The organism is Massilia sp. P1_C10 (genome assembly GCF_056406475.1).
In genome coordinates, this window is sequence record NZ_JBFUAC010000013.1 from 25010 (window position 1) to 46691 (window position 21682).

General features: G+C 67.0%; 10 protein-coding genes. 5 read left to right on the forward strand and 5 right to left on the reverse strand.

Annotated elements, in window-relative coordinates; all coding sequences use genetic code 11:
* The first annotated feature begins 25 nt into the window (after window positions 1–25).
* The gene (locus AC1D02_RS21075) at window positions 26–1714 is read left to right on the forward strand and encodes a M14 family zinc carboxypeptidase (RefSeq protein WP_477320423.1); all 1689 of its coding nucleotides are present in this window, start codon (window positions 26–28) and stop codon (window positions 1712–1714) included.
* 62 nt (window positions 1715–1776) lie between these two features.
* On the opposite strand, the gene AC1D02_RS21080 is transcribed toward AC1D02_RS21075, so the two are convergent.
* The 5 genes from AC1D02_RS21080 to AC1D02_RS21100 all read right to left on the reverse strand — a co-directional run bounded on the left by AC1D02_RS21080 (window position 1777) and on the right by AC1D02_RS21100 (window position 8229).
* On the reverse strand, window positions 1777–3567 hold the full coding sequence (locus AC1D02_RS21080; protein WP_477320424.1) for a DUF885 domain-containing protein: 1791 nt from the start codon (window positions 3565–3567) through the stop codon (window positions 1777–1779).
* Window positions 3568–3688: 121 nt separating this feature from the next.
* Window positions 3689–5896, reverse strand: coding sequence for a hypothetical protein (locus AC1D02_RS21085; RefSeq protein WP_477320425.1), 2208 nt, complete (start codon window positions 5894–5896; stop codon window positions 3689–3691).
* Complete coding sequence (locus AC1D02_RS21090; protein WP_477320426.1) at window positions 5893–6597, reverse strand: hypothetical protein; 705 nt, start codon at window positions 6595–6597, stop codon at window positions 5893–5895. Before AC1D02_RS21090 ends, AC1D02_RS21085 begins: the two co-directional genes overlap by 4 nt.
* On the reverse strand, window positions 6594–7718 hold the full coding sequence (locus tag AC1D02_RS21095) for a branched-chain amino acid ABC transporter substrate-binding protein (protein WP_477320427.1): 1125 nt from the start codon (window positions 7716–7718) through the stop codon (window positions 6594–6596). Before AC1D02_RS21095 ends, AC1D02_RS21090 begins: the two co-directional genes overlap by 4 nt.
* Window positions 7719–7740: 22 nt before the next feature.
* The gene (locus AC1D02_RS21100; protein ID WP_477320428.1) at window positions 7741–8229 is read right to left on the reverse strand and encodes an Lrp/AsnC family transcriptional regulator; all 489 of its coding nucleotides are present in this window, start codon (window positions 8227–8229) and stop codon (window positions 7741–7743) included.
* A 139-nt stretch (window positions 8230–8368) separates the two neighbouring features.
* Here AC1D02_RS21100 and AC1D02_RS21105 point away from each other — a divergent pair, with 139 nt between their 5' ends.
* The 4 genes from AC1D02_RS21105 (at window position 8369) to AC1D02_RS21120 (ending at window position 21639) form a co-directional block, all read left to right on the forward strand.
* Window positions 8369–9904 carry an aminotransferase class V-fold PLP-dependent enzyme gene (locus AC1D02_RS21105; protein ID WP_477320429.1) on the forward strand — a complete coding sequence of 512 codons (1536 nt, stop codon included), beginning with the start codon at window positions 8369–8371 and terminating at the stop codon, window positions 9902–9904.
* A 228-nt stretch (window positions 9905–10132) separates the two neighbouring features.
* A complete protein-coding gene (locus AC1D02_RS21110; RefSeq protein WP_477320430.1) occupies window positions 10133–18880 on the forward strand; it encodes a glycoside hydrolase family 94 protein in 8748 nt (2915 codons plus the stop codon).
* Between the two features lie 63 nt (window positions 18881–18943).
* Window positions 18944–19801, forward strand: a complete 858-nt coding sequence (locus AC1D02_RS21115) for an outer envelope protein (RefSeq protein ID WP_477320431.1) — start codon at window positions 18944–18946, stop codon at window positions 19799–19801.
* Between the two features lie 221 nt (window positions 19802–20022).
* A complete protein-coding gene (locus AC1D02_RS21120) occupies window positions 20023–21639 on the forward strand; it encodes a CehA/McbA family metallohydrolase (protein WP_477320432.1) in 1617 nt (538 codons plus the stop codon).
* Window positions 21640–21682: the final 43 nt, after the last annotated feature.

Here is a 21682-nt window from a genome sequence, read left to right on the forward strand (position 1 = left end):
CCAAATCCCACTTCAGAGACACCCCATGCAGAACGAACTCCGCACGCCTTACGAAAAGGGCAACAAGAATCAGACCACCACCTGGGCCGAATGCATCGCCTGGTACGAAGACCTGGCAAAGCGCCACCCGTCGGTCCTCAGCTTCGGCGTGGTCGGCATGTCCGACGCGGGCGTGCCGATCCACGCCGGCGTGGTCAGCGCCGACGGCGTGTTCGACCGCGCCCGGATCAAGCGCGAAGGGCGCCCGGTCTTCTTCAACAACAACGGCATCCACCCGGGCGAGCCGGAAGGCGTCGACGCCTGCATGGCGCTGGTGCGCGACTTCTGCACCGATCCGGCGCGCCTGGCCGCGCTGGGCAAGACCGTGTTCCTGTTCGTCCCGGTCTACAACGTCGATGGCAGCCTGAATCGCGCCGACACCTCGCGCGTGAACCAGGACGGCCCCGAGCAGTTCGGCTTTCGCGGCAACAGCCGCCACCTCGATTTGAACCGCGACTTCGTCAAGTGCGACACCCTGACCGCGCGCGTGTTCAACGAACTGTTCACCGCGTGGGACCCGGAGGTGATGGTCGACACCCACACCTCGAACGGCGCCGACTATCCGTACACCATGACCCTGATCCAGACCCAGGCCGACAAGCTGGGCGGAGGACTGGGCGCCTTCCTGCGCGACACCATGCTGCCGAAAATGTTCAGCGACATGGCCGCGCGCGGCTGGCCGACCTGCCCGTACGTCAATCCGGTCAAGGACAGCCCGGACCACGGCATTGCCGATTTCCTCGAGACGCCGCGCTTCTCGACCGGCTATGCGGCCCTGCACCACACGATCGGCTTCATGCCCGAAACGCACATGCTCAAGCCGTTTGCCGACCGCTACGAATCGATGCGCGCGCTGGTCGAGACTGCGCTCGAATTCACGGTGCGGAACGCCGGACAGATCCAGTCGCTGCGCCGCGCCGACCGGGATGCGGGCAAGACGCGCCGCGAATGGCCGGTGCACTGGGCAATGGACGAATCGAAGCCGTCCACCTTCCGCTTCAAGGGTTACGCCGCCAGGTACAGCCCGAGCGTGATCGGCAACTACACGCGCCTGTCCTACGACCGCAACGAGCCGTGGGAGCGCGACATCGCCTACTACAACAGCTTTCCGGCCGACGTCACGGTGAAGGCGCCGCGCGCCTACGTCGTCCCGCAGGAGTGGCGCGAAGCGATCGAGCGCCTGCAGTGGAATGGCGTGCGGATGACGCGCCTGGGCGCCGACGAAACGATGGAAGTCGAGTACTACCAGATCGATTCGGTGAAATCGCGCGCGCATGCGTACGAGGGTCACATGTTCCACGATGAAGTCGTATTGGAACGCCGCAGCGGCAAAGTCGCGCTGCGCAAGGGTGACTACGTCGTGTCGCTGGACCAGGACCAGGCGCGCTACGCGGTCGAGATGCTCGAGCCGCAAGGGCACGACAGCTTCTTCCGCTGGGGCTTTTTCAACAGCGTGCTGGAAAAGAAGGAAGCGTATTCGGATTACGTGTTCGAAGACCACGCCGCCGAACTGCTGCGCGACGAGCCGGAACTGAAAGCCAGGTTCGAAGAATGGAAAGTGGCGAATCCGGCGAAACTGTCGGACCAGGCCGCGGTGCTCGACTTCATCTTCCACCATTGCCGGCGCTACCACGAGCCGGAGTGGAGCCGCTACCCGGTCTTCATGCTCGCGTAAACAAAGAAGGGGTCAGGTCCGCCGGACCTGACCCCAGACCTTGGGCCGCGGCTTATGCCTGATTACTTAGTGGCAGCGATCCAGCGATCCACCTTCGCTTCCAGCAGCGACAGCGGCAAGGTCCCATCCCCCAGAACCACCTCGTGGAACTTCGGCAGCGAGAACTTCGGCCCCAGCGCCGCTTGAGCGCGCGCCCGCAGTTCGGCGATCTTCAGCGCGCCGATCTTGTAGCCCAGCGCCTGCGCCGGCCACACCATGTAGCGCTCGGTCTCGCTCTTGGCCACATCGCTGTAGCCCAGCGTGTCCTTCATGTACTGGATCGACTGCTCGCGCGTCCATCCCTTCGCGTGCATGCCGGTGTCCACCACCAGCCGCACCGCGCGCAGCATCTCGTCGTTCAGATGGCCGAAATAGTCTTCCGGCTTGTCGAACAGGCCCATCTCCTTGCCCAGCGTCTCGGAATACAGCGCCCAGCCTTCCGTGAACGCGTTATTGCCGCCGAACTTGCGGAAGTTCGGCAGCCCCAGTTCCTGCAGCAGCGCGATGTGGAAGTGGTGGCCTGGCTGGCCCTCGTGCAGGAACAGCGTGACCATGCCGGTGCTGCCGTACTGCTTCGGATCGTTCACCACCGACCAGAACACGCCGGGACGCGAACCGTCCGCCGCCGGCGGCGAGTAGTGATCCGACGCCGTCTCGCGGCTCAGCTCCGGCTCCAGGCGCAGGTCCAGCGGCGCCTTCGGCATCAGCGTGAACAGCGCCGGCAGCTTGGTGCGCAGCTGCGCGTCGAGCTTGCGATACACGTCGATCACCTGCTGCTCGGTCGTGAACGGACGATACTTGTCCTGCGCCGCCACCCAGGTCGGCAAGCCGCTGGCGGGCCCGTCGTAGCCCATCTTCGGCCCGACGATGGCGAACTCGCGCTGGATGCGCGCGACCTCTTCGAGGCCCTTTGCGTGGATCTGCTCCGGCGTCATGCTGGTCGTGGTCTGGCTGGCGACGCGCGCCAGGTACCAGTCCATCCCGTTCGGCAGTGCGCTCCAGCCGGTGCTGGTGCGCGCCGCCGGCACGTATTCCTTTTCCAGGAAGGTGGCCAGGCGCGCCAGTGCCGGCGACAGCCGCTTGTCGATCGTCGCGCGGTAGGCGGCGGTCAGGCCGGCCTTGTCGGCGGCGGAAAAGCCGGCCGGCAGGTTGGTGATCGGCGCGTAGAAGATGCTCGCTTCCGCCTTGTCGCTGACCAGCTTCTGGAACTGCGGCAGGGCCGACACCATCGCCGCCTTCGGCTCGGTGATCCCCTGTTTTATCCCTTCGCGCATGTTGGCGATGGCCTGGTCGATCCACGCCGGCAGCTGGTTCAGGCGGTTCAGGTAAGCCTTGTAGTTCTTCACGGTGACCAGCGGCTGCCCGCCCTGTCCGTTGGCGAAATTCGCCAGCGTGACGGGAATGCTGTCCATCTGGTTGATCGGCAGCAGGTGCACCGGGAACTTCTCGAAGCTGAGCTCCGATTTCAGCTCGTAGTCGAGGATGTCGTAGTTGATCTGGCCTTTCGCGTCGAGCGCGTCGCGCGAAATCGCGCGCAGGCGCTGCTGGAAGACGTGGTACAGCGCGAACTGGCGCGCGCGCACCTTCGGCGCGATCGCCATGCCGATCTGGTCGTCGAAGCGGCTGTCGCCGTTCTCGGTCGCGTTCATCGGCTCGAACTTCGCCAGCGCATCGTAGTACTGGTCGGCCAGCACGGACAACTGCTTGCTGGCCTGCGAGGCGCTTGCGGCCGCGACGGGTTTGGCGGCGGTGGCGGCATGGACAGGCGCGCAGGCGATCAGTGCCGCGGCGGCGAGCGGAAGGATTTTTTTCATCGATGACTACCTTGTCTGGTTGATTGCGCGAGAAGGATACGCCAAAACGCGCCTTTAATAAAATGCGCCGCCGCCAAATCGGGGCCTGGTCCTGCGGACGGGACCCGATTTTGTGAGTACTCTAATAGAAGTACGGCGTCTTGCGCGTCCACTCGTTGTCCGGAAAACGTTTGTGCAGCAGTGTGAATGCCTGCTTCGACAGCGCATGGGAATCCGGGTCCAGGCACCCGCCCTTGGTCGACTGCACCACCACGTACAGCAGCCATGGCAGCTCGGGATCGTCCGGATGCGACTGCGCGCGCTGCATCACGTGCTTGCCGATGAAACCGGTCGCCGTCGGCAGCGCATCGAGCGCCGCGAATTCTCTAGCGCGTTGCGCCGGTTCGATCGCTGTTTCAGGCGGCGCCGGCGGCTGCTCGGGATCGTTGGCGCCGTAGCGGTCGGCGACACGCGCGCGGCACCAGTTGGAAGCCGCGGTGTCGTCCACGCTGAATGGCTTGAACGCGCGCGTCAGGTGCGGCTCGTAGTCGTCCAGCGCCGTAGTGATCCGCAGCCGCAGCGCGGCCAGCAGCACGACGTGGCGCCGCGCTTCCGGCGTCGCGGCCGCCCGGTAAGCACGCGCGGCGTCGGTGAATTCGCCGCTCGGCTCGAGAATGGCCGCCGCGCGCAGAGCGGCATCACCCTGGCCGAGCAGGTCGGCGCGCAACCAGGCCATCGCGGCGATGGCGTTGCGCAGCGGCTGGTCGAGCGCGCGCTCCTGCGCCAGCTCCAGCAGGTCGGACACCGCGAGCGCGGAGTTGATCCATTTCCGGCCATCCGACGCCGGCGTGCGCGCGGCGGTCGCCTTGCCGCTTTCGCCGGTATCGCCGTCGCGCTCGCGCACCACCTTGCGCATCAGGTATTGCGCCGCTTCGGCGTTCGACGTGGCCAGCGCGAAGCGCTCCTGCAAAAACAGGTTGCGCATGCTGGGCGACTCGATCGGCACGGCCAGCATGGCGTCGTCGATCGCGCGCGCCGTGGCCGCTTGTCCGCTCAAGCGGTAGCTGCGCGCCAGGCGGTAGCGCACCGTCGGATACTCCGGCGCACCGGGCGCCACGCGCAGGGCGGCAAGTTCGAGCGAGGCGGACAGGGTTTCGGAGGTCATCAGCGCAGCCACCATCCAGGTGCGCGCGCCGGTCGCTTCCCATTTCTGCAGCGCGTGCGCGCGGTCCTCGGCGCACTTGCCGGGGCCGAAGAAGTCGCAGCCGTTCAGGGTCATGATCCAGTCGATGAAATCATGGCGTTGCACCAGGTCGGCGCTTCGCCCGCGGCTGAACATATTCAACTGCTCCGCCGCCAGTACGCGCCAGTCGCCCAGGTAGTCCAGCTGATAAGGATCGTTGCGCGGATTATCCAGGCTCGCGCTGATCTGCTCGAAGCGCGCGCGCGGCGTGATCCGCGCCAGCATCGCCCGCACAGCTGCGCGCGTCGCTTCGTGCAGCGGCGCCAGCGACGGATCGTCGAGGATGCGCTGCGCCTGCGCCCGCAGCGCTTCGGCGCGTTCGGTCATGTCGGGCGTGTCGATCTTGACTTGCCGACCCGCGTCGCGTGCCTGCGCGCGCAGCGCCAGGTAGGCGCCCCACTCGCGCATCGGATGGCCCGGCGTCGCGCCGATCGCACCGAATCGCCGAGCGCTTTCGGGATAGTCGCCGTTGTAGAAGTGCGCCGCCGCCACCTGGTAGCCGCGCAACTGCGCCCATGCGCCTTCGGACGACGGCAGTTCGGCTGGAATCGGCAACACCTCCTGGCGCCTCTGGAACCAGCTTGGCAGGGCCGCACTGCAGGAGGAAAACACGGCCTCCTGCGCCTCGACCCATGCCTGCAGCCGCGCGGGCGTCGCGTCGGGCCGCTGCGCCAGTTGCGTCAGCGTGCGCGTGGCGAACACATAGGTCTCGTGCGGACAATCGATGAACGGGAAGGGCTTGTCGGCGGCTGGCGCGGCGCGCTTCAACGCCTGCGCCGCGGCGTTCGTCCACGCCAGCTGGATCGCGCGCTCCTGGCCATAGTCGTCCCATCCGGAATACGCCGCGCCGGTCGCGCGCAGGATGCCGCCCGGCGGATTCGGCGCCGCCTTCAGGCCGCCGGCGCCGAGTGCGATCGCGCGCCAGGCGGCATACAGGTAGACCCGCTCGTAATGCGGCTGCAGCACGCCGAGCTGGCCAGCCTGGAAGCGTTCCGGCGCAAGATCGGGTGTGGTGTGGTTGACGAAGCGGTCGTATGGCATGAACCCGCTTGCGCCGGCGGCGCCTGCCAAAAGCAGGATGCAGGCAGCGATCAGTATCTTCTTCATCGGGAAGTCCTCGGAGCGGCGCCCTCGCGCCAGGCGTGATAGTCGAACCAGTAGGTGCGCCGATAGCGCCCGGTGGCCTGTTCGGAAAACGGTTCTTGCGGCGAAAATCCCGCGCTGCCGCCGCGGCAGCGCGGATGCAGCGATTGCGGCGCGCGCTCGACCAGCTCGCGCAGAGCGGCGCCGTCCTTCCCCATCCTGAAAAACATTGGGACCACCTCGTCGGCGGCCAGTCCGTCCAGCCACGCCGGCGCGCGGCACCACCAGCCCAGCGCCGTGACGCTCAGCGCGACTTCGGCCGGCAGCGCGGCGCGCACGTCGCGCACCAGCGAGCGGTAGAACTCGCGCTGCGAAGGCTTCGCTTCCATGTCCAGCTGGACCCGGCCCGACGTGCTGTGCGCGGCGGCACGCAGCATCGCGCCGACGATCGCCGCGCGGCTCGCCTCGATGTTCGCGGGAGGATGGATGGTGCTCACTTCGACGTGCAGCACCGGCGTGACGCGGGTGGAGGAGGGCACCGCAAGATGATTGCCGGCGCGCGTGCGGATCGCATCGGCGGTGAGCAGGATATGCCGGTCCAGCAGCGCCGCATGCCGCGCCGACCACGCCGGCATCTCCGCCTTGTCCCACATCCACGCCACGCGTTCTCCCGCGCCGGCGGGAACTGCCGCGAGCAGGGCGATCGCCAGCGCGGCGTGATTCACTTGGCCAGCGGGACCGGCGCGCCGTCCTTGAAGGTGTACATCGTCACCGTGGACGCCTTCAGGTTGCCGGCCGCATCGTAGGCATAGGTGCCGACGACGCCCTTGTGGCTCATGGTGTGCAGCGCCGCCGCCACCACCGACGGGTCGAGCGAATTGGATGCGCGGATCGCTTCGGCGATGAACATGGTCTGGTCGTAGAACGGCGCCGCGTACACGTCCGGATTCTGCTTGAAGCGCTGCTTGTATTTCGCCTGGAACGCCGGCCCGCTGGCCTGCTTGTCGAGGATCGCGCCGGCCTGCGCGCACAGCACGTTGGCGCCCACCGCGTCGCCGCCAAGCTTGCCCATCTCCGGGCTGCACAGCGTATCGCCGCCAAGCAGTTTGGCGGAGAGGCCCAGCTGCTTCATCTGGCGCGCCATCGGAGCGCCCTGCGGCGCATAGCCGCCGAAGAAGATCGCATCGACCTTCTTCGCCTTCAGCGCGGTCAGGATGGCCGCGAAGTCGGTCGCCTTGTCGGTGGTGAACTCGCGGCCGGCGACGGTCATGCCGGAGGCCTTGGCCTGGCGGATGAATTCATCGGCGATGCCCTGGCCGAAGGCGGTACGGTCGTCGATCACGCCGACCGTCTTCACCTTCAGCGACCTGGCCGCGTACTGCGCCACCGCCGCGCCGACCTGGGTGTCGCTGGCGACGATGCGGAATACCGCCTTGTAGCCGCCCTGGGTGATCTTCGGATTGGTGCCGACCGTCGACATCACGATGCCCGCATCGTTGTAGACCCGCGAGGCCGGAATCGCCACGCCCGAGTTGTACGGCCCGAGCACGAACCTGACGCCGGCGTCGGCAAATTTCTGCGCCACGTTCACGCCGGCCTTCGGATCGCCCTGGTCGTCTTCCGACATCAGCTCGAACCTGAGCGTCTTGCCGGCCACCGCCGGGCCCTTCTTCGCTTTCAATTCCTCGATCGCCAGTCGCACGCCGTTCTCGTTGTCCTTGCCGGCAAACGCGTTCGCGCCCGACAGCGGCCCTGACAGGCCGATCTTCACCACCTGGTCGTCGGCCATCGCCGATGCGCACAGCAGCGCCGCCAGCGTCAGCGGGATGATTTTCTTGTTGGTCATGCGGGTGTTCTCCTCGTGATAATCAGGCGGGCAGGTCGCGCGCGATCAGTTCCAGCGGCAGCGCGGTGGAGTACTTGATCTGCTCCATCGAAAACGCCGACGACACCCCGGTCAGGTGCGCGGTGCTGGCGATCAGCTTCTTGTAGAACCGGTCGTAGCCGTCGATGTCGGTGGTGACCACCTTCAGCAGGTAGTCGACGTCGCCGCTCATGCGGTGAAATTCCAGCACCTCGGGCAGCGCGATCACCGCGGCGGCGAAGCGCTCCAGCCACTTCTCGTCGTGCTCGGAAGTGCGGATGCTGACGAACACCGTCACCGGCAGCCCCACCTTGTGGCGGTTGATCAGCGTGACGCGGCTCTGGATATAGCCTTCTTCCTCGAGCCGCTTGACGCGCTTCCAGCATGGGGTGCTCGACAGCCCGACCTTCTCGCTGAGCGCGGCGATCGACAGCGTTGCATCGGACTGCAGTGCGGAAAGTATTGCGCAATCAAACTTGTCTAGTGAATTCATTATATTTTTGGTCTATTTTTAGAATGAACGTACTTCATTGGGAAAAATTGCGACAGTTTTTAGTATGTATTCTACGTTGCAACGCCGTAACATATTAACCAACTCTGCATGTTCCGCCAGCCTTTTTTTGTTGCCCCCGATGACCACCGAAATTTACCTCGACGCCAACGCCACTTCGCCCACCCTGCCGGCCGCCATCGCCGCCGCCGAGGACGCGCTGCGCGAGCGCTTCGGCAATCCGAGCAGCAGCCATTGCGCCGGCCTGAAAGCGAAGGCGATGCTCGATGCGGTGCGGGCGCGCGCGCGCCGCCTGCTCGGCGCCGGCGCCGGCCGCCTGATGTTCACCAGCGGCGCCACCGAAGGCATCCAGACCGCCGTGCTGTCGGCGCTGTGCGCGGTCCGTGAGCGCCAGCTGCAAGGCGAGCCGGCCGGCGAACTGCTGCTGTACGGCGCCACCGAGCACAAGGCCGTGCCCGAGAGCCTGGCGCACTGGAACCGCGTGCTGGGCACCGGCCTGGCGCTGCACGCGCTGCCGGTCGACGGCGCCGGCCGCCACCGCCTCGACCTGCTGCGCCAGCTGGCGCCGCGCGCCGCGCTGGTCTGCACCATGGCCGCCAACAACGAGACCGGCGTCGTCTCCGACCTGGCCGGCATCGAGGCCGTGCTGGCCGACTGCGCGCCGGACGCGCTGTGGATGGTCGACAGCGTCCAGGCGCTCGGCAAGTTGCGCCTCGACCTGGCCGCCACCCGCATCGACTACGCGCCGTTCTCCGGCCACAAGCTGTACGCGCCGAAGGGCGTCGGCATGCTGTACGTACGCGAGGGCGCGCCCTTCACGCCGCTGATGATGGGCGGCGGCCAGGAAGCCGGCCAGCGCTCCGGCACCGAAAACATGAGCGGCATCGCCGCGCTGGGCGCCGTGCTCGAAGCGCTCGAAGACGGCGTGGCGTTCCGCACGCACCAGCAGCTGCGCGGCTTTCGCGACCAGCTGGCCGGCGCCTTGCGCGGCGCCTTCCCGGCGATCGTCTTCAACATGGCGTTCGAGCACTCGCTGCCGACCACCCTCAACTTCTCGGTGCCGGGACTGGCCGCCAAGGAGCTGCTCGACCTGTTCGACGCCGCCGGCGTGCGCGTCAGCGCGGGCTCCGCCTGTTCCGCCGCCAAGGCCGCGCCGAGCTACGTGCTCGAGGCGATGGGACTGTCCGCCGAACGAGCGAGCGCCGCGATCCGCATGTCGTTCGGCCCGATGGCCGACCAGGATTTCATCGACGCCGCCTGCGAGCGCATTGCGCGCTGCGGCGCCGCGTTGCGCGCGCACGCGCCATGCGCTGCCGCCGACCTGCCGGCCGCGGCGCCGGTCGACCCTGGCCGCGAGATCGCCCCGTCGGCGCTGGCCGCCTTCCTCGATGACCATCCCGGCGCGGTGCTGGTCGACGTGCGCGAAGCCTACGAGCAGGCCGCGTGCGCGGCGCAGCTTTGGCGTGGCCGCGCGATCGAATGCGTGCCGCTGTCGGCCCTGCGCCAGCGCGCCGCCGAATGGCTGCAGGGCGAACAGCGCCCCCTGGTGTTCTTCTGCCGCAGCGGCAACCGCAGCGCGCGCGCCATGCAGTGCCTGCGCCTGCTCGGCTACGACAACGCCTGGCACCTCGCCGGCGGCCTCGCCCTCGCCAGCTGATTTTTCCCCGAGCAAAGAACCTCCCGTCAGAGCGTAAACACAGCCCCCGCGCCCTGCGTCCGCTCAATGGCGCGCGGGGTGTTCTGTACGTTGGCGCACAGTCACCGAAACCTCCCCGTTTTACTATGGAGGCAGCCGTTCGCTCATGCTTCCCGCCTTGAACCGACCCGGTCGCAACCCGTAGTTATTCGTGCGGATTGGCATTTCACGCCTAATGCGAGGTCACCTTTGAATCAAGAAAAAATCATCCTGTCGGATACGCTTTACTCATGGCAAAACGCCATCCGCAACAATCTCGACGGCAGCACCAGTCCCGAGGATGAATTGCCGCTGCGCTCCGAGCTGTTCAGCGCGGCCCAGATGGCCACCCACGGCAAGCACCTTGCCGCGCATCACCAGCTCAGCAAGAAGGGCGGCCCCGACCGCCTGCTGGCCCGCCTCACCGAAAACGCCGAAGTGATCGCCGGCACCTGCGGCGAACTGACGGCCGCCATCAAGGCCAGCCGCCAGATCACCCCCGCGTCCGAGTGGCTGCTCGACAACTTCTACCTGATCGAAGAACAGATCCGCACCGCGCGCCGGCACTTGCCGAAGGACTACAGCAAAGAGCTGCCGCGGCTGGCCAACGAAGAAGTCGAAGGCAATCCCCGCGTCTACCAAATCGCGCTGGAAATCATTTCCCACGGCGACGGCCGGGTCGACCCGGAAAGCCTGTCGCGCTTCGTCGACGCCTACCAGGAAATCGCCCCGCTGAAACTGGGCGAACTGTGGGCGATCCCGATCATGCTGCGCCTCGCGCTGATCGAAAACCTGCGCCGCGTCGCCGCGCGCGTGTACGAAAACCGCACCCAGCGCGACCGCGCCAACACCTGGGCCGACCAGATGAGCGAGACGGCCGAGAAGAACCCGTCCGACCTGATCCTGCTGGTGGCCGATATGGCGCGCTCGCGCCAGCCGATGACCAGCGGCTTCGTCGCCGAACTGGCGCGCCGCCTGCAGGGACAAAGCTCGGCGCTGACGCTGGCGCTGCAATGGGTCACCACCCGCCTGGCCGACGTCGGCCTGACCATCGAACAGCAGATCCAGGCCGAAATCCAGCAGCAGGCCGCCGACCAGGTCACCATCAGCAACAGCATCGGCAGCCTGCGCTTCCTCGGCACCATGGACTGGCAGGAGTTCGTCGAGACCATGAGCGCGGTCGAACAGACCTTGCGCTGCGACCCGGCCGACACCTACGGCAAGATGGACTTCGCCACGCGCGACAATTACCGTCACGTGGTCGAGCAGCTGGCCAAGCGCTGTGACTACACCGAAGTGCAGGTGGCGACCCAGGCGCTCGAACTGGCGCAGGAAAACCGCGAGCCGTCCAAGGGCGGCCTCGACATGCGCACCCGCCACATCGGCTACTACCTGGTCGGCAAAGGCCTGCCGGCGCTGGAAAAGCGCCTCGCGGTGCGCACCGCATTTGGTGAAGCCCTCGCCAGAATCGGCCGCTCCGCGCCGCTTGCCTCCTACCTCGGCGCCATCCTCGTCTTCACCGTGCTGTTTACGGCCAGCGTCACCCTGCACGCGTACCGCAACGGCCTCGAAGGCGGCCTGCTGATCCTGCTCGGCGTGCTGTCGGCGATCGGCGCCAGCCAGCTCGCGCTGGCGCTGGTCAACTTCATGGCGACCCAGCTGACCCGACCGCACCCGCTGCCGCGCATGGACTTCAAGGAAGGCCTGCCCGACGACGCCCGCACCATCGTCGCGGTGCCGTCGCTGCTGTACAGCCCCGACAACGTCGCCGCGCTGGTCGAAGCGCTCGAAGTGCGCTACCTGGCCAACCGCGATCCCGGCCTGCGCTTTTGCCTGCTGACCGATTTCGCCGACGCGCCCAGCGAAACGATGCCGGACGACGCCGAACTGCTGGCGCAGGCCACGCGCCTGATCCAGCAGCTCAATCTGAAGTACCAGGACCCCGAAGGCCCGAGCCCGGTCGGCGTGCCGATGCTCGACGGCGTGCCCGACATCGACGCCCCGGTCGAACCCTTCCTGCTGCTGCACCGCCCGCGCCGCTGGAACGAAAGCGAGCGCGCCTGGATCGGCTTCGAGCGCAAGCGCGGCAAGCTGTCCGACCTCAACGCCTTCCTGCGCGGCGGCGCGCGCGACAAGTTCTCGCTGGTGGTCGGCGACACCTGCGGCCTGGAGAACGTGCGCTACGTGATCACGCTCGACTCCGACACCCAGCTGCCGCGCGACTCCGCGCGCCAGTTCATCGCCACCATGGCGCACCCGCTGAACCAGCCGCGCCTCGACAAGGACGGCACCCGCGTGGTCGAAGGCTACGGCATCCTGCAGCCGCGCGTGACCGCCTCGCTGCCGAGCGAGGAAGCCTCGCGCTACGAGCACCTGTGCGGCGGCGAGCCGGGCATCGACCCCTACACCCGCACCGTCTCCGACGTCTACCAGGATGTGTTCTACGAAGGCTCGTTCATCGGCAAGGGCATCTACGACGTCGACGTGTTCGAGCGCCTGCTGGCCAACCGCCTGCCCGACAACCAGATCCTCAGCCACGACCTGCTCGAAGGCTGCTACCTGCGCGCCGGCCTGCTTTCCGACGCCCAGCTCTACGAAAACTACCCGTCGCGCTACAGCGACGACGTCAGCCGCCGCCACCGCTGGATCCGCGGCGACTGGCAGCTGGCCGGCTGGCTGTTCCCGCGCGTGCCCGCCCACGGCGGCAAGCGCGAGCCCAATCCGCTGTCGGCGCTGTCGCGCTGGAAGCTGTTCGACAACCTGCGCCGCAGCGTCGTCGCCCCGGTGCTCACCGCGCTGCTGCTGGTGACCTGGGCGCTGCTGCCCTCGCCGTGGTTCTGGAGCGCCGCCATCCTCGCGGTGATCTTCCTGCCGACGTTTGTGAACGCCCTGTTCGGCCTGATCGAAAAGCCGCACGACATGCGCTGGGGCCAGCACATGGCCAGCGGCACCTCCAGCCTCAAGCTGATGTTCGGCCACGCCGTGCTGCAGGCCGCCTTCCTGCCGTACGAAGCCTGGTTCAGCCTGGACGCCATCGTGCGCACCGGCTGGCGCATGCTGGTCACGCGCCGCAACCTGCTCGAATGGCGCCCGTCATCGCTGGCACGCTCGTCGACCAACATGGAAACCAACTGGCGGCGCATGTGGTTCGCGCCGGCGCTGGCCATCGGCGCCGCGGTGATGCTGTCCTTCCTCAACCCGGTGGCGCTGTTCGCCGCCGCGCCGATCCTGCTGCTGTGGTTCATGTCGCCCGTGATCGCCTGGTGGATCAGCCTTCCGCTCGAGCGCGAAGCGGCCGAACTCTCCACGCACCAGTCGGCATTCCTGCGCACGCTGGCGCGCCGCACCTGGGGCTTCTTCGAAGACTTCGTCGGCGCCGAGGACAACTGGCTCCCGCCCGACAACATGCAGGAGCATCCGACCTGGGTGGTCGCGCACCGCACCTCGCCCACCAACATGGGCATGTCGCTGCTGGCCAACCTGACCGCCTGGGACTTCGGCTTCGCCACGCTCGACCAGGTGCTCTCGCGCACCAGCGCAGCGTTCGCGACGATGGACAAGATGGAGCGCTACCACGGCCACTTCTACAACTGGTACGACACCATCTCGCTCACGCCGCTGCAGCCGATGTACGTGTCCTCGGTCGACAGCGGCAACCTGGCCGGACATCTGCTGACGCTGGCCCCAGGCCTGAGCGCGCTGGCCGACCACCCGATCGTCAGCCCGCGCACGCTGGACGGGATTTCGATTACCTTGCAGCTGGTGCAGGAACACGCCAATGACGCCGGCCCGGCGGTCGCCGACGCCATCCTCGCGATGCGCGGCGTGCTGGCCGAAGCCGAGCGCGACGCCGCCACCTTGCCCGGCCTGACCCATGGCACCGCCGGCCTGCTGCGCGCCGCCGACGCCATCGTCGCCGCGCTGGCGCCGGACGCCGAGCCGCACCTGCAGTCGTGGTGCGAGAAGCTCGCTGCCCAGTGCCGCAACGCCCACGCCGAGCTGCTGGAACTGGCGCCGTGGATGCGCGCCGCGCAGGAATACGTGGTCGACTCCAGCCTGACCCGCATCCCGACCCTGCGCGAACTGGCCTTCTTCACCATGAGCGGCGGCGCCGGCAGCGACCTGGCCCCGGCCGAGCGCGCGCGCCAGCACACTTTGACGCAGCTGGTGGCCGAAGGGGCCGCCGCGGCGCAGCGCCGCCTGGTCCAGATCGACGAACTGGCCGCCCGTGCGCGCGCCTTCGCCGACATGGACTTCAGCTTCCTCTACAACACCACCACCAACCTGCTGGCGATCGGCTACAACGTCACCGACCGCCGGCTTGACGCCAGCTGCTACGACCTGCTCGCCTCCGAGGTGCGGCTGGCCAGTTTCGTCGGCATCGCCCAGGGCCAGTTCCCGCAGGAGCACTGGTTCGCGCTGGGCCGCCAGCTGTGCATCGTCGGCGGCGAACAGCTGCTGCTGTCATGGAGCGGCTCGATGTTCGAGTACCTGATGCCGCTCTTGGTCATGCCGACTTACGAGAACACACTGCTCGACCAGACCTACCGCGCCATCATCAAGGCGCAGGTCGACTACTCCAAGCAGCGCGGGGTCCCGTGGGGCATCTCCGAGTCAGGCTACAACACGGTCGACGCCAACCTCAATTACCAGTACCGCGCGTTCGGCGTGCCGGGCACCGGCATGAAGCGCGGCCTGGCCGACGACCTGGTCATCGCGCCTTACGCCACCATGATGGGCCTGATGGTCGATGCCGAGGCGTCGTGCGAGAACCTGCAGCGCATGGCCGGCCTGGGCTTCATGGGCAAGTACGGCTTCTACGAGGCGATCGACTACACCCAGACCCGCCTGCCGCGCGGCCAGGACTACGCCGTGGTCCGCTCCTTCATGGCGCACCACCAGGGCATGGGCTTCCTGTCGCTGTCCTACCTGCTGCACGACCGGCCGATGCAGCGCCGCTTCGAATCGGACCCGCTGTTCCAGGCCACCATGCTGGTGCTGCAGGAGCGCGTGCCGAAGACCGGCGCCTTCCATTCGCACACCGCCGACCTGGCCGCGATGCGCGCTCCGGTCACCGAAGTGTCGATGCCGATGCGGATCATCAGCACCACCAGCACGCCGCAGCCGGAAGTGCAGCTGCTGTCGAACGGCCGCTACCACGTGATGGTCACCTCCGCCGGCGGCAGCTACAGCCGCTGGAAGGACCTGGCCGTGACGCGCTGGCGCGAGGACGCCACCGAAGACGACTGGGGCAATTTCTGCTACGTGCGCGACGTCGACAGCGGCGCCTTCTGGTCGACCACCTTCCAGCCGACCCTGGTCGAGCCGAAGAAGTACGAAGTGATCTTCTCCGAAGGCCGCGCCGAATTCCGCCGCAGCGACAAGGGGATCGACCTGTACACCGAAATGGTGGTGTCGCCGGAAGACGACATCGAACTGCGCCGCACCCGCATCACCAACAAGTCGCCGACGCGCCGCACCATCGAATTCACCAGCTACGCCGAAGTGGTGATGGCGCCGGCCGCCGCCGACAACGCCCATCCGGCGTTCTCCAAGTTGTTCGTGCAGACCGAAATCCTGCGCAACGAGAACGCCATCCTGTGCACCCGCCGTCCGCGCGCCAAGGACGAGCACATGCCATGGTTGCTGAACCTGATGACGGTGCACGACGGCGTGCTGCTCGACGCCAGCTTCGAGACCAGCCGTCCCGAATTCATCGGCCGCGCCAACAGCACCGTCGCCCCGCGCGCGATGCTCGAAGCCGAGCCGCTGGGCGGCGGCGAAGGCTCGGTGCTCGACCCGGTCGTCGCGATCCGCTACAAGGTCACGCTCGAACCCGACCAGGTCATCACCCTCGACGTCGTCACCGGCATGACCGAAACGCGCGAGCAGGCCATGCACCTGATCGACAAATACCAGGACCGCCACCTGGCCGACCGCGTGTTCGAACTGGCCTGGACCCACAGCCAGGTCGTGCTGCGCCAGCTCAACGCCAGCGAGTCCGACGCGCAGCTGTACAGCCGCCTGGCCAGCTCGATCATCTACCCGAACGCCGGCCTGCGCGCCGACGCCCAGACCCTGATCCGCAACCACCGCGGCCAGTCCGGCCTGTGGGCGTACGCAATCTCGGGCGACCTGCCGATCGTCCTCATGCAGATCAAGGATCCGGCCAACATCGACCTAGCGCGCCAGATGGTGCAGGCGCACGCCTACTGGCGCCTCAAGGGCCTGACGGTCGACCTGGTGATCTGGTACGAGGACCAGTCCGGCTACCGCCAGGCGCTGCACGACCAGATCATGGGCCTGATCGCCTCCGGCATCGACGCCCAGGCGATCGACCGTCCGGGCGGCATCTTCGTGCGCCTGCTCGACCAGATCTCCAACGAAGACCGGGTGCTGATGCAGTCGGTCGCGCGCGCCATCCTGAGCGATGCGCGCGGCAGCCTGGCCGACCAGATCAAGCGCGCCGCGCCGACCTTCCCGAAACTGCCGCTGGCGGCGTTCGAGCCGCGCCCCGAGCCTTACCAGAAGCTGTCGATGGCGCCCGCGCCGAAGCGCGAGCTGGTGCTGGAAAACGGCATCGGCGGCTTTACGCCGGACGGCCGCGAGTACGTGATCCACACCGATTCCACGCACCGCACGCCGGCGCCGTGGGTCAACGTGCTGGCCAACCAGACCTTCGGTTCGGTGGTGTCGGAATCGGGCCAGGCCTACACCTGGAGCGAGAACGCCCACGAATTCCGCCTCACGCCATGGGACAACGACCCTGTGGCCGACAGCGGCGGCGAAGCGTTCTACATCCGCGACGAACATACTGGCAGGTTCTGGTCGCCGACCGCGCTGCCGGTGCGCTCGAACCACGGCTACACCACGCGCCACGGCTTCGGCTACAGCGTGTTCGAGCACGACGAGGAATCGATCCACAGCGAGATGACCACCTTCGTCGCGCTCGACGCGCCGATCAAGTATTCGGTCATTAAACTGCGCAACGACAGCACGATTCCGCGCAAGCTGTCCGTCACCGGCTACGTCGAGTGGGTGCTGGGCGACCTGCGGCCGAAGCAGTCGATGCACGTCGTGACCGAGCTCGATCCGCTGTCCGGCGCCCTGTTCGCGCGCAACGCCTACAACACCGAGTTCACCGGCCGCGTCGGCTTCTTCCAGGTCGAGGCGCAGAACCGCAGCGTCACCTGCGACCGCAACGAATTCATCGGCCGCAACCGCAACCTGGGCAATCCGGCGGCGATGATGCGCGCGCGCCTGTCCGGCAAGGTCGGCGCCGGCCTCGATCCGTGCGCCGCGATCCAGGTCGCGATCGAACTGCAGCCTGGCCAGGAGCGCGAGCTGGTGTTCATGCTCGGCGTAGGCGGCCGCCGCAMCGCCGACGCCAGCGGCATGGTGCAGCGCTATAACGGCAGCACCGCGGCGGCAGCGGCCTTCGACATGGTGCGCGACCACTGGGACACCGTGCTCGGCGCGGTGCGCATCGAAACGCCCGAGCCGATGCTCGACGTGATCGCCAACGGCTGGCTGATGTACCAGACCATCGCCTGCCGCATGTGGGCGCGCAGCGGCTACTACCAGTCCGGCGGCGCGTTCGGCTTCCGCGACCAGCTGCAAGACGCGATGTCGATGATCCACACGCAACCGCAAATCCTGCGCGAGCACCTGCTGCTGTGCGCGGCGCACCAGTTCGTCGAAGGCGACGTCCAGCACTGGTGGCATCCGCCGTCGGACCGCGGCGTGCGCACCCATTGTTCCGACGACTACCTGTGGCTGCCGCTGGCGGCGCACCGCTACGTGATCGGCACCGGCGACACCGGGGTGCTGAGCGAGCCGGCGCCCTTCCTCGAAGGCCGCATGCTGGCGCCGGAAGAAGAGTCCTACTACGACATGCCGGGCCACTCGCACCAGAACGCGGATTTGTACGAGCACTGCGTGCGCGCCATCAAGCGCGGCCTGCGCTTCGGCGAACACGGCCTGCCGCTGATCGGCACCTGCGACTGGAACGACGGCATGGACCGCGTCGGCAACGAAGGCAAGGGCGAGTCGGTGTGGCTGGCCTGGTTCCTGTACGACGTGCTGGTCAAGTTCGCCGAAGTCGCCGTGCTGCACGACGACCAGGCCTTCGCCGACACCTGCCGCAACGAAGCGAAGCAGCTGGCGGCCAACGTCGAGAAGAACGCATGGGACGGCAAGTGGTATCGCCGCGCCTACTTCGACGACGGCACGCCGCTCGGCTCGCACACCAACGACGAATGCCAGATCGACTCGATCTCGCAAAGCTGGGGCGTGCTGTCCGGCGCCGCCGATCCCGAGCGCACCGCCAGCGCGATGGAGCAGGTCGACCAGCGCCTGGTGCGGCGCGACTTCGGCCTGATCCAGCTGCTCGATCCGCCGTTCGACAAGGGCGTGCTCAATCCGGGCTACATCCGCGGCTACGTGCCGGGCGTGCGCGAGAACGGCGGCCAGTACACCCACGCCGCGATCTGGACCGCGATGGCGTTTGCCAAGATGGGGCAGGGCGACAAGGCCTGGGAGCTGCTGCGCATGATCAATCCGGTGCAGCACGGCGGCACGCCGGAAGGCGCGGCGCTGTACAAGGTCGAGCCTTACGTGGTGGCGGCCGACGTCTACGCGGTGTCGCCGCACATCGGCCGCGGCGGCTGGAGCTGGTACACAGGTTCGTCGGGCTGGATGTATCGCCTGATCGTCGAATCGCTGCTCGGCTTGTCGCTGGCCGCCGACAAACTGACCATCACGCCGCACCTGCCTTCGGGTTGGGAAACGTTCAAGTTGCACTATCGTTATCGCACCTCGAACTACGAAATTACCGTGGTCGCCGGCGTCGATGGATGGATGAAAGTGGACGGCCGTGATGTGGAAGACAACACAGTGTCGCTTGCTGACGACGGAAGGACGCATGAGGTGCGTTTGCAGGTAGCCCGACAGGGTTGATGCGCTGTAACATGCCCGCTCCCTCAATGAACACCGGGCTTACTTCGGTGTCGAAAGCTCATCATGTCACTTAAATCATCCCTCATCGTCGCCGCCCTGGCGCTCGTTTCCTCCACCTCCGCCACCGCGGCGGAGTGGAGCGACACCTCCATCAGCTATCGCGTCGGCACCAAATTCGCCGAGCCGTTCAACCCGGTTGACGTGCGCAAGAACATCTTCGCGCTGACCCACGCCAGCGGCTACCAATACGGCAGCAACTTCTTCAACGTCGACCTGCTGCAGTCGGACTCCAGCGATCCCGGTTCGCTGACCCAGCGCTCGGGCGCGCAGGAAGTCTACGCGCTCTACCGCAACACACTCGACATCGGCAAGGTGCGCGGCGTCGACATGGGCTTCGGTCCGGTATCGGGCGTCGGCATCACCGGCGGCTTCGACTGGAATTCCAAGAACGACGTCGGCTACAACTCGCGCAAGCGCATGCTGGTGCTGGGCCCGACGCTGATGTGGAAAGTGCCTGGCTTCCTGAATACCAGCCTGCTGGTTCTGCACGAGAGCAATGCGCCGAGCGGCGCCTTCGCGCCGATCTCGACCCTGACCGGGCGCTACACCTACAAGATCCATCCGATGCTGACCGCGGCGTGGGGCATCCCGGTCGCCGACCGCATCAAGTTCGAAGGTTTCGCCAACCTGATCGCGCCGAAGGGCCGCGATGAAGTCGGCAACCAGACCGGCACCGAGACCAACATCGACATGCAGCTGATGATGGACGTGGGCGACTATGTCGGCGCGAAGAAAAACACCTTCCGCATCGGCGTCGAGTACCAGTACTGGAACAACAAGTTCGGCAACACCGCGGCGACCACCGGCGGCAAAGGCCAGCGCGCGAGCACGCCGATGCTGCGGGCCGAAGCGCACTTCTAAGCTTTCGGGCGGCGGCGACAAACCCGGGTCAGGTCCGATGGACCTGACCCCGCCCTTGGTCCGCGCCGCGGATTGGTATCCAGAAATTCCTTCTGCTTTCCAATTAATCAATATCAACTAGGCATCAACGGCACTCGACTATTGCCGTTCTCGCATCAACTTGCCGATTTGCCAGCTTGCGATCATCAAATTGCCGATCGCAACCAGCAAACGGGGCAAGCATGTTCTCCACTCTCCGCATCCCCTTCCTTTTTTTGCTCTTGTGCGCCGGCGCCTCTGCGTCCGAAGCCGACCACCGCGAATTCGGCGCGACCCTCAACGCGCCGTACCACGGCGAAGCCGCCCCCGGCGAGCCGCGTACCTTCAGCCTCGCATTCGACTACCCGCTGGTTGCCGCGCCGCAGACCGTCGCGTGGACGCTCGAGCTGATTGCGCCCGAGGGCCGCACCGCGCGCGAATGGCATGGCGAGCAGTCGCTGTATCGCGACCCGGTTGGCGTCGACGTGCGCTGGGATGGCCGCATCGGCAGCGCCGCCGCGCCGGCCGGCATCTACCGCGTGCGCCTGCGCGCCGCGGCCCGCGCGGCCGGCGCGAGCGAGGGCGTCGAGCAAAGCTGGGAGATAGCGGTCGGCCGCGCCGCCGTGCCGGCGATGCCCGCCTTTAGCGCGCTGGCGCGACGTCCAGGGGCGCTTTCGATGGCGCCGGCGCCGGGCAGCCTGCCGTTCGACGTCTACCTCGGCAACCTGCACAGCCAGACCTCGCACAGCGATGGCGGCGGCGACCTCGCCACTTGCACCGGCGCGCAGGAGCCGCAAAGCTCGACGCACGGCCCGGCTGAAGCCTTCGCCTACGCGCGCGATCACGGCCTCGACCTGCTGGTCGCCTCGGAGCACAACCACATGTACGACGGTTCGGCCGGCACCAATCCCGCGGCCACGCCCTCCGCGGCGAAGGCGCTGTTTCGCGCGGGCCTGAACGCGGCGAAGGATTTCAATTCCGCGCACTCGGGCTTCCTCGCGGTGTACGCGCTCGAATGGGGCGTGATCGCCAACGGGGGCCACCTCAACATCTTCAACAGCAACCGCCTGCTTGGCTGGGAACGCAACGGCGCCGGCAAGCTGCTGGCCGAATCGCTGACGCCCAGGAGCGACTACGCAAAGCTGTACACCCTGATGCGCCAGCGCGGCCTGGTCGGCCAGTTCAATCACCCCTCGCAGTCCGGCCAGTTTCTGGTGAACGGCGTCCCGTTTGGCTACACGCGGGACGGCGACGCCGCGATGGCCTTGTGCGAGGTCGTCAACAGCAACGCCTTTTCGACCAGCACCACCGAATCGGAAACCCGCCGCAGCAATTTCGAATTCGCTTGCAACAAGGCGCTCGAAGCGGGCTTCCACGTCGCCTTCAGCACCAACCAGGACAACCACTGCGCCAACTGGGGCATGTCGTTCACCAACCGCACCGGCGTGCTGCTGCCGACGGGCGCCCCGTTGACGCACGCCGCCTTCCTCGACGCGCTCAAGGCGCGCCGCGTGTTCGCGACGATGGACAAGGGATCGCAGCTGGTGCTGACCGCCAACGGCCACGTGATGGGCGAGCGGTTCGTCAACAGCGGGCCGCTGTCGCTGGTCGCGCATTTCGCCAGCACGCAGGGCAAGGCCGTGTCGTCAGTGGTGATGTTCGAGGGCGTCCCGGGTCGCAACGGCACGGTTGGTGAACTGTCGCGCACGCCGGTGACGACCATCGCGCCGGCCGCCGGCGAGCACTTCTACTACGTCCGCTTGACCCAGGACGACGGCAACATGCTGTGGTCCGCACCGGTGTGGGTCACCCAGCAATAACGCGGAGAAGCGCGAATTTTTAGACATTACGCCGATTTTTGTC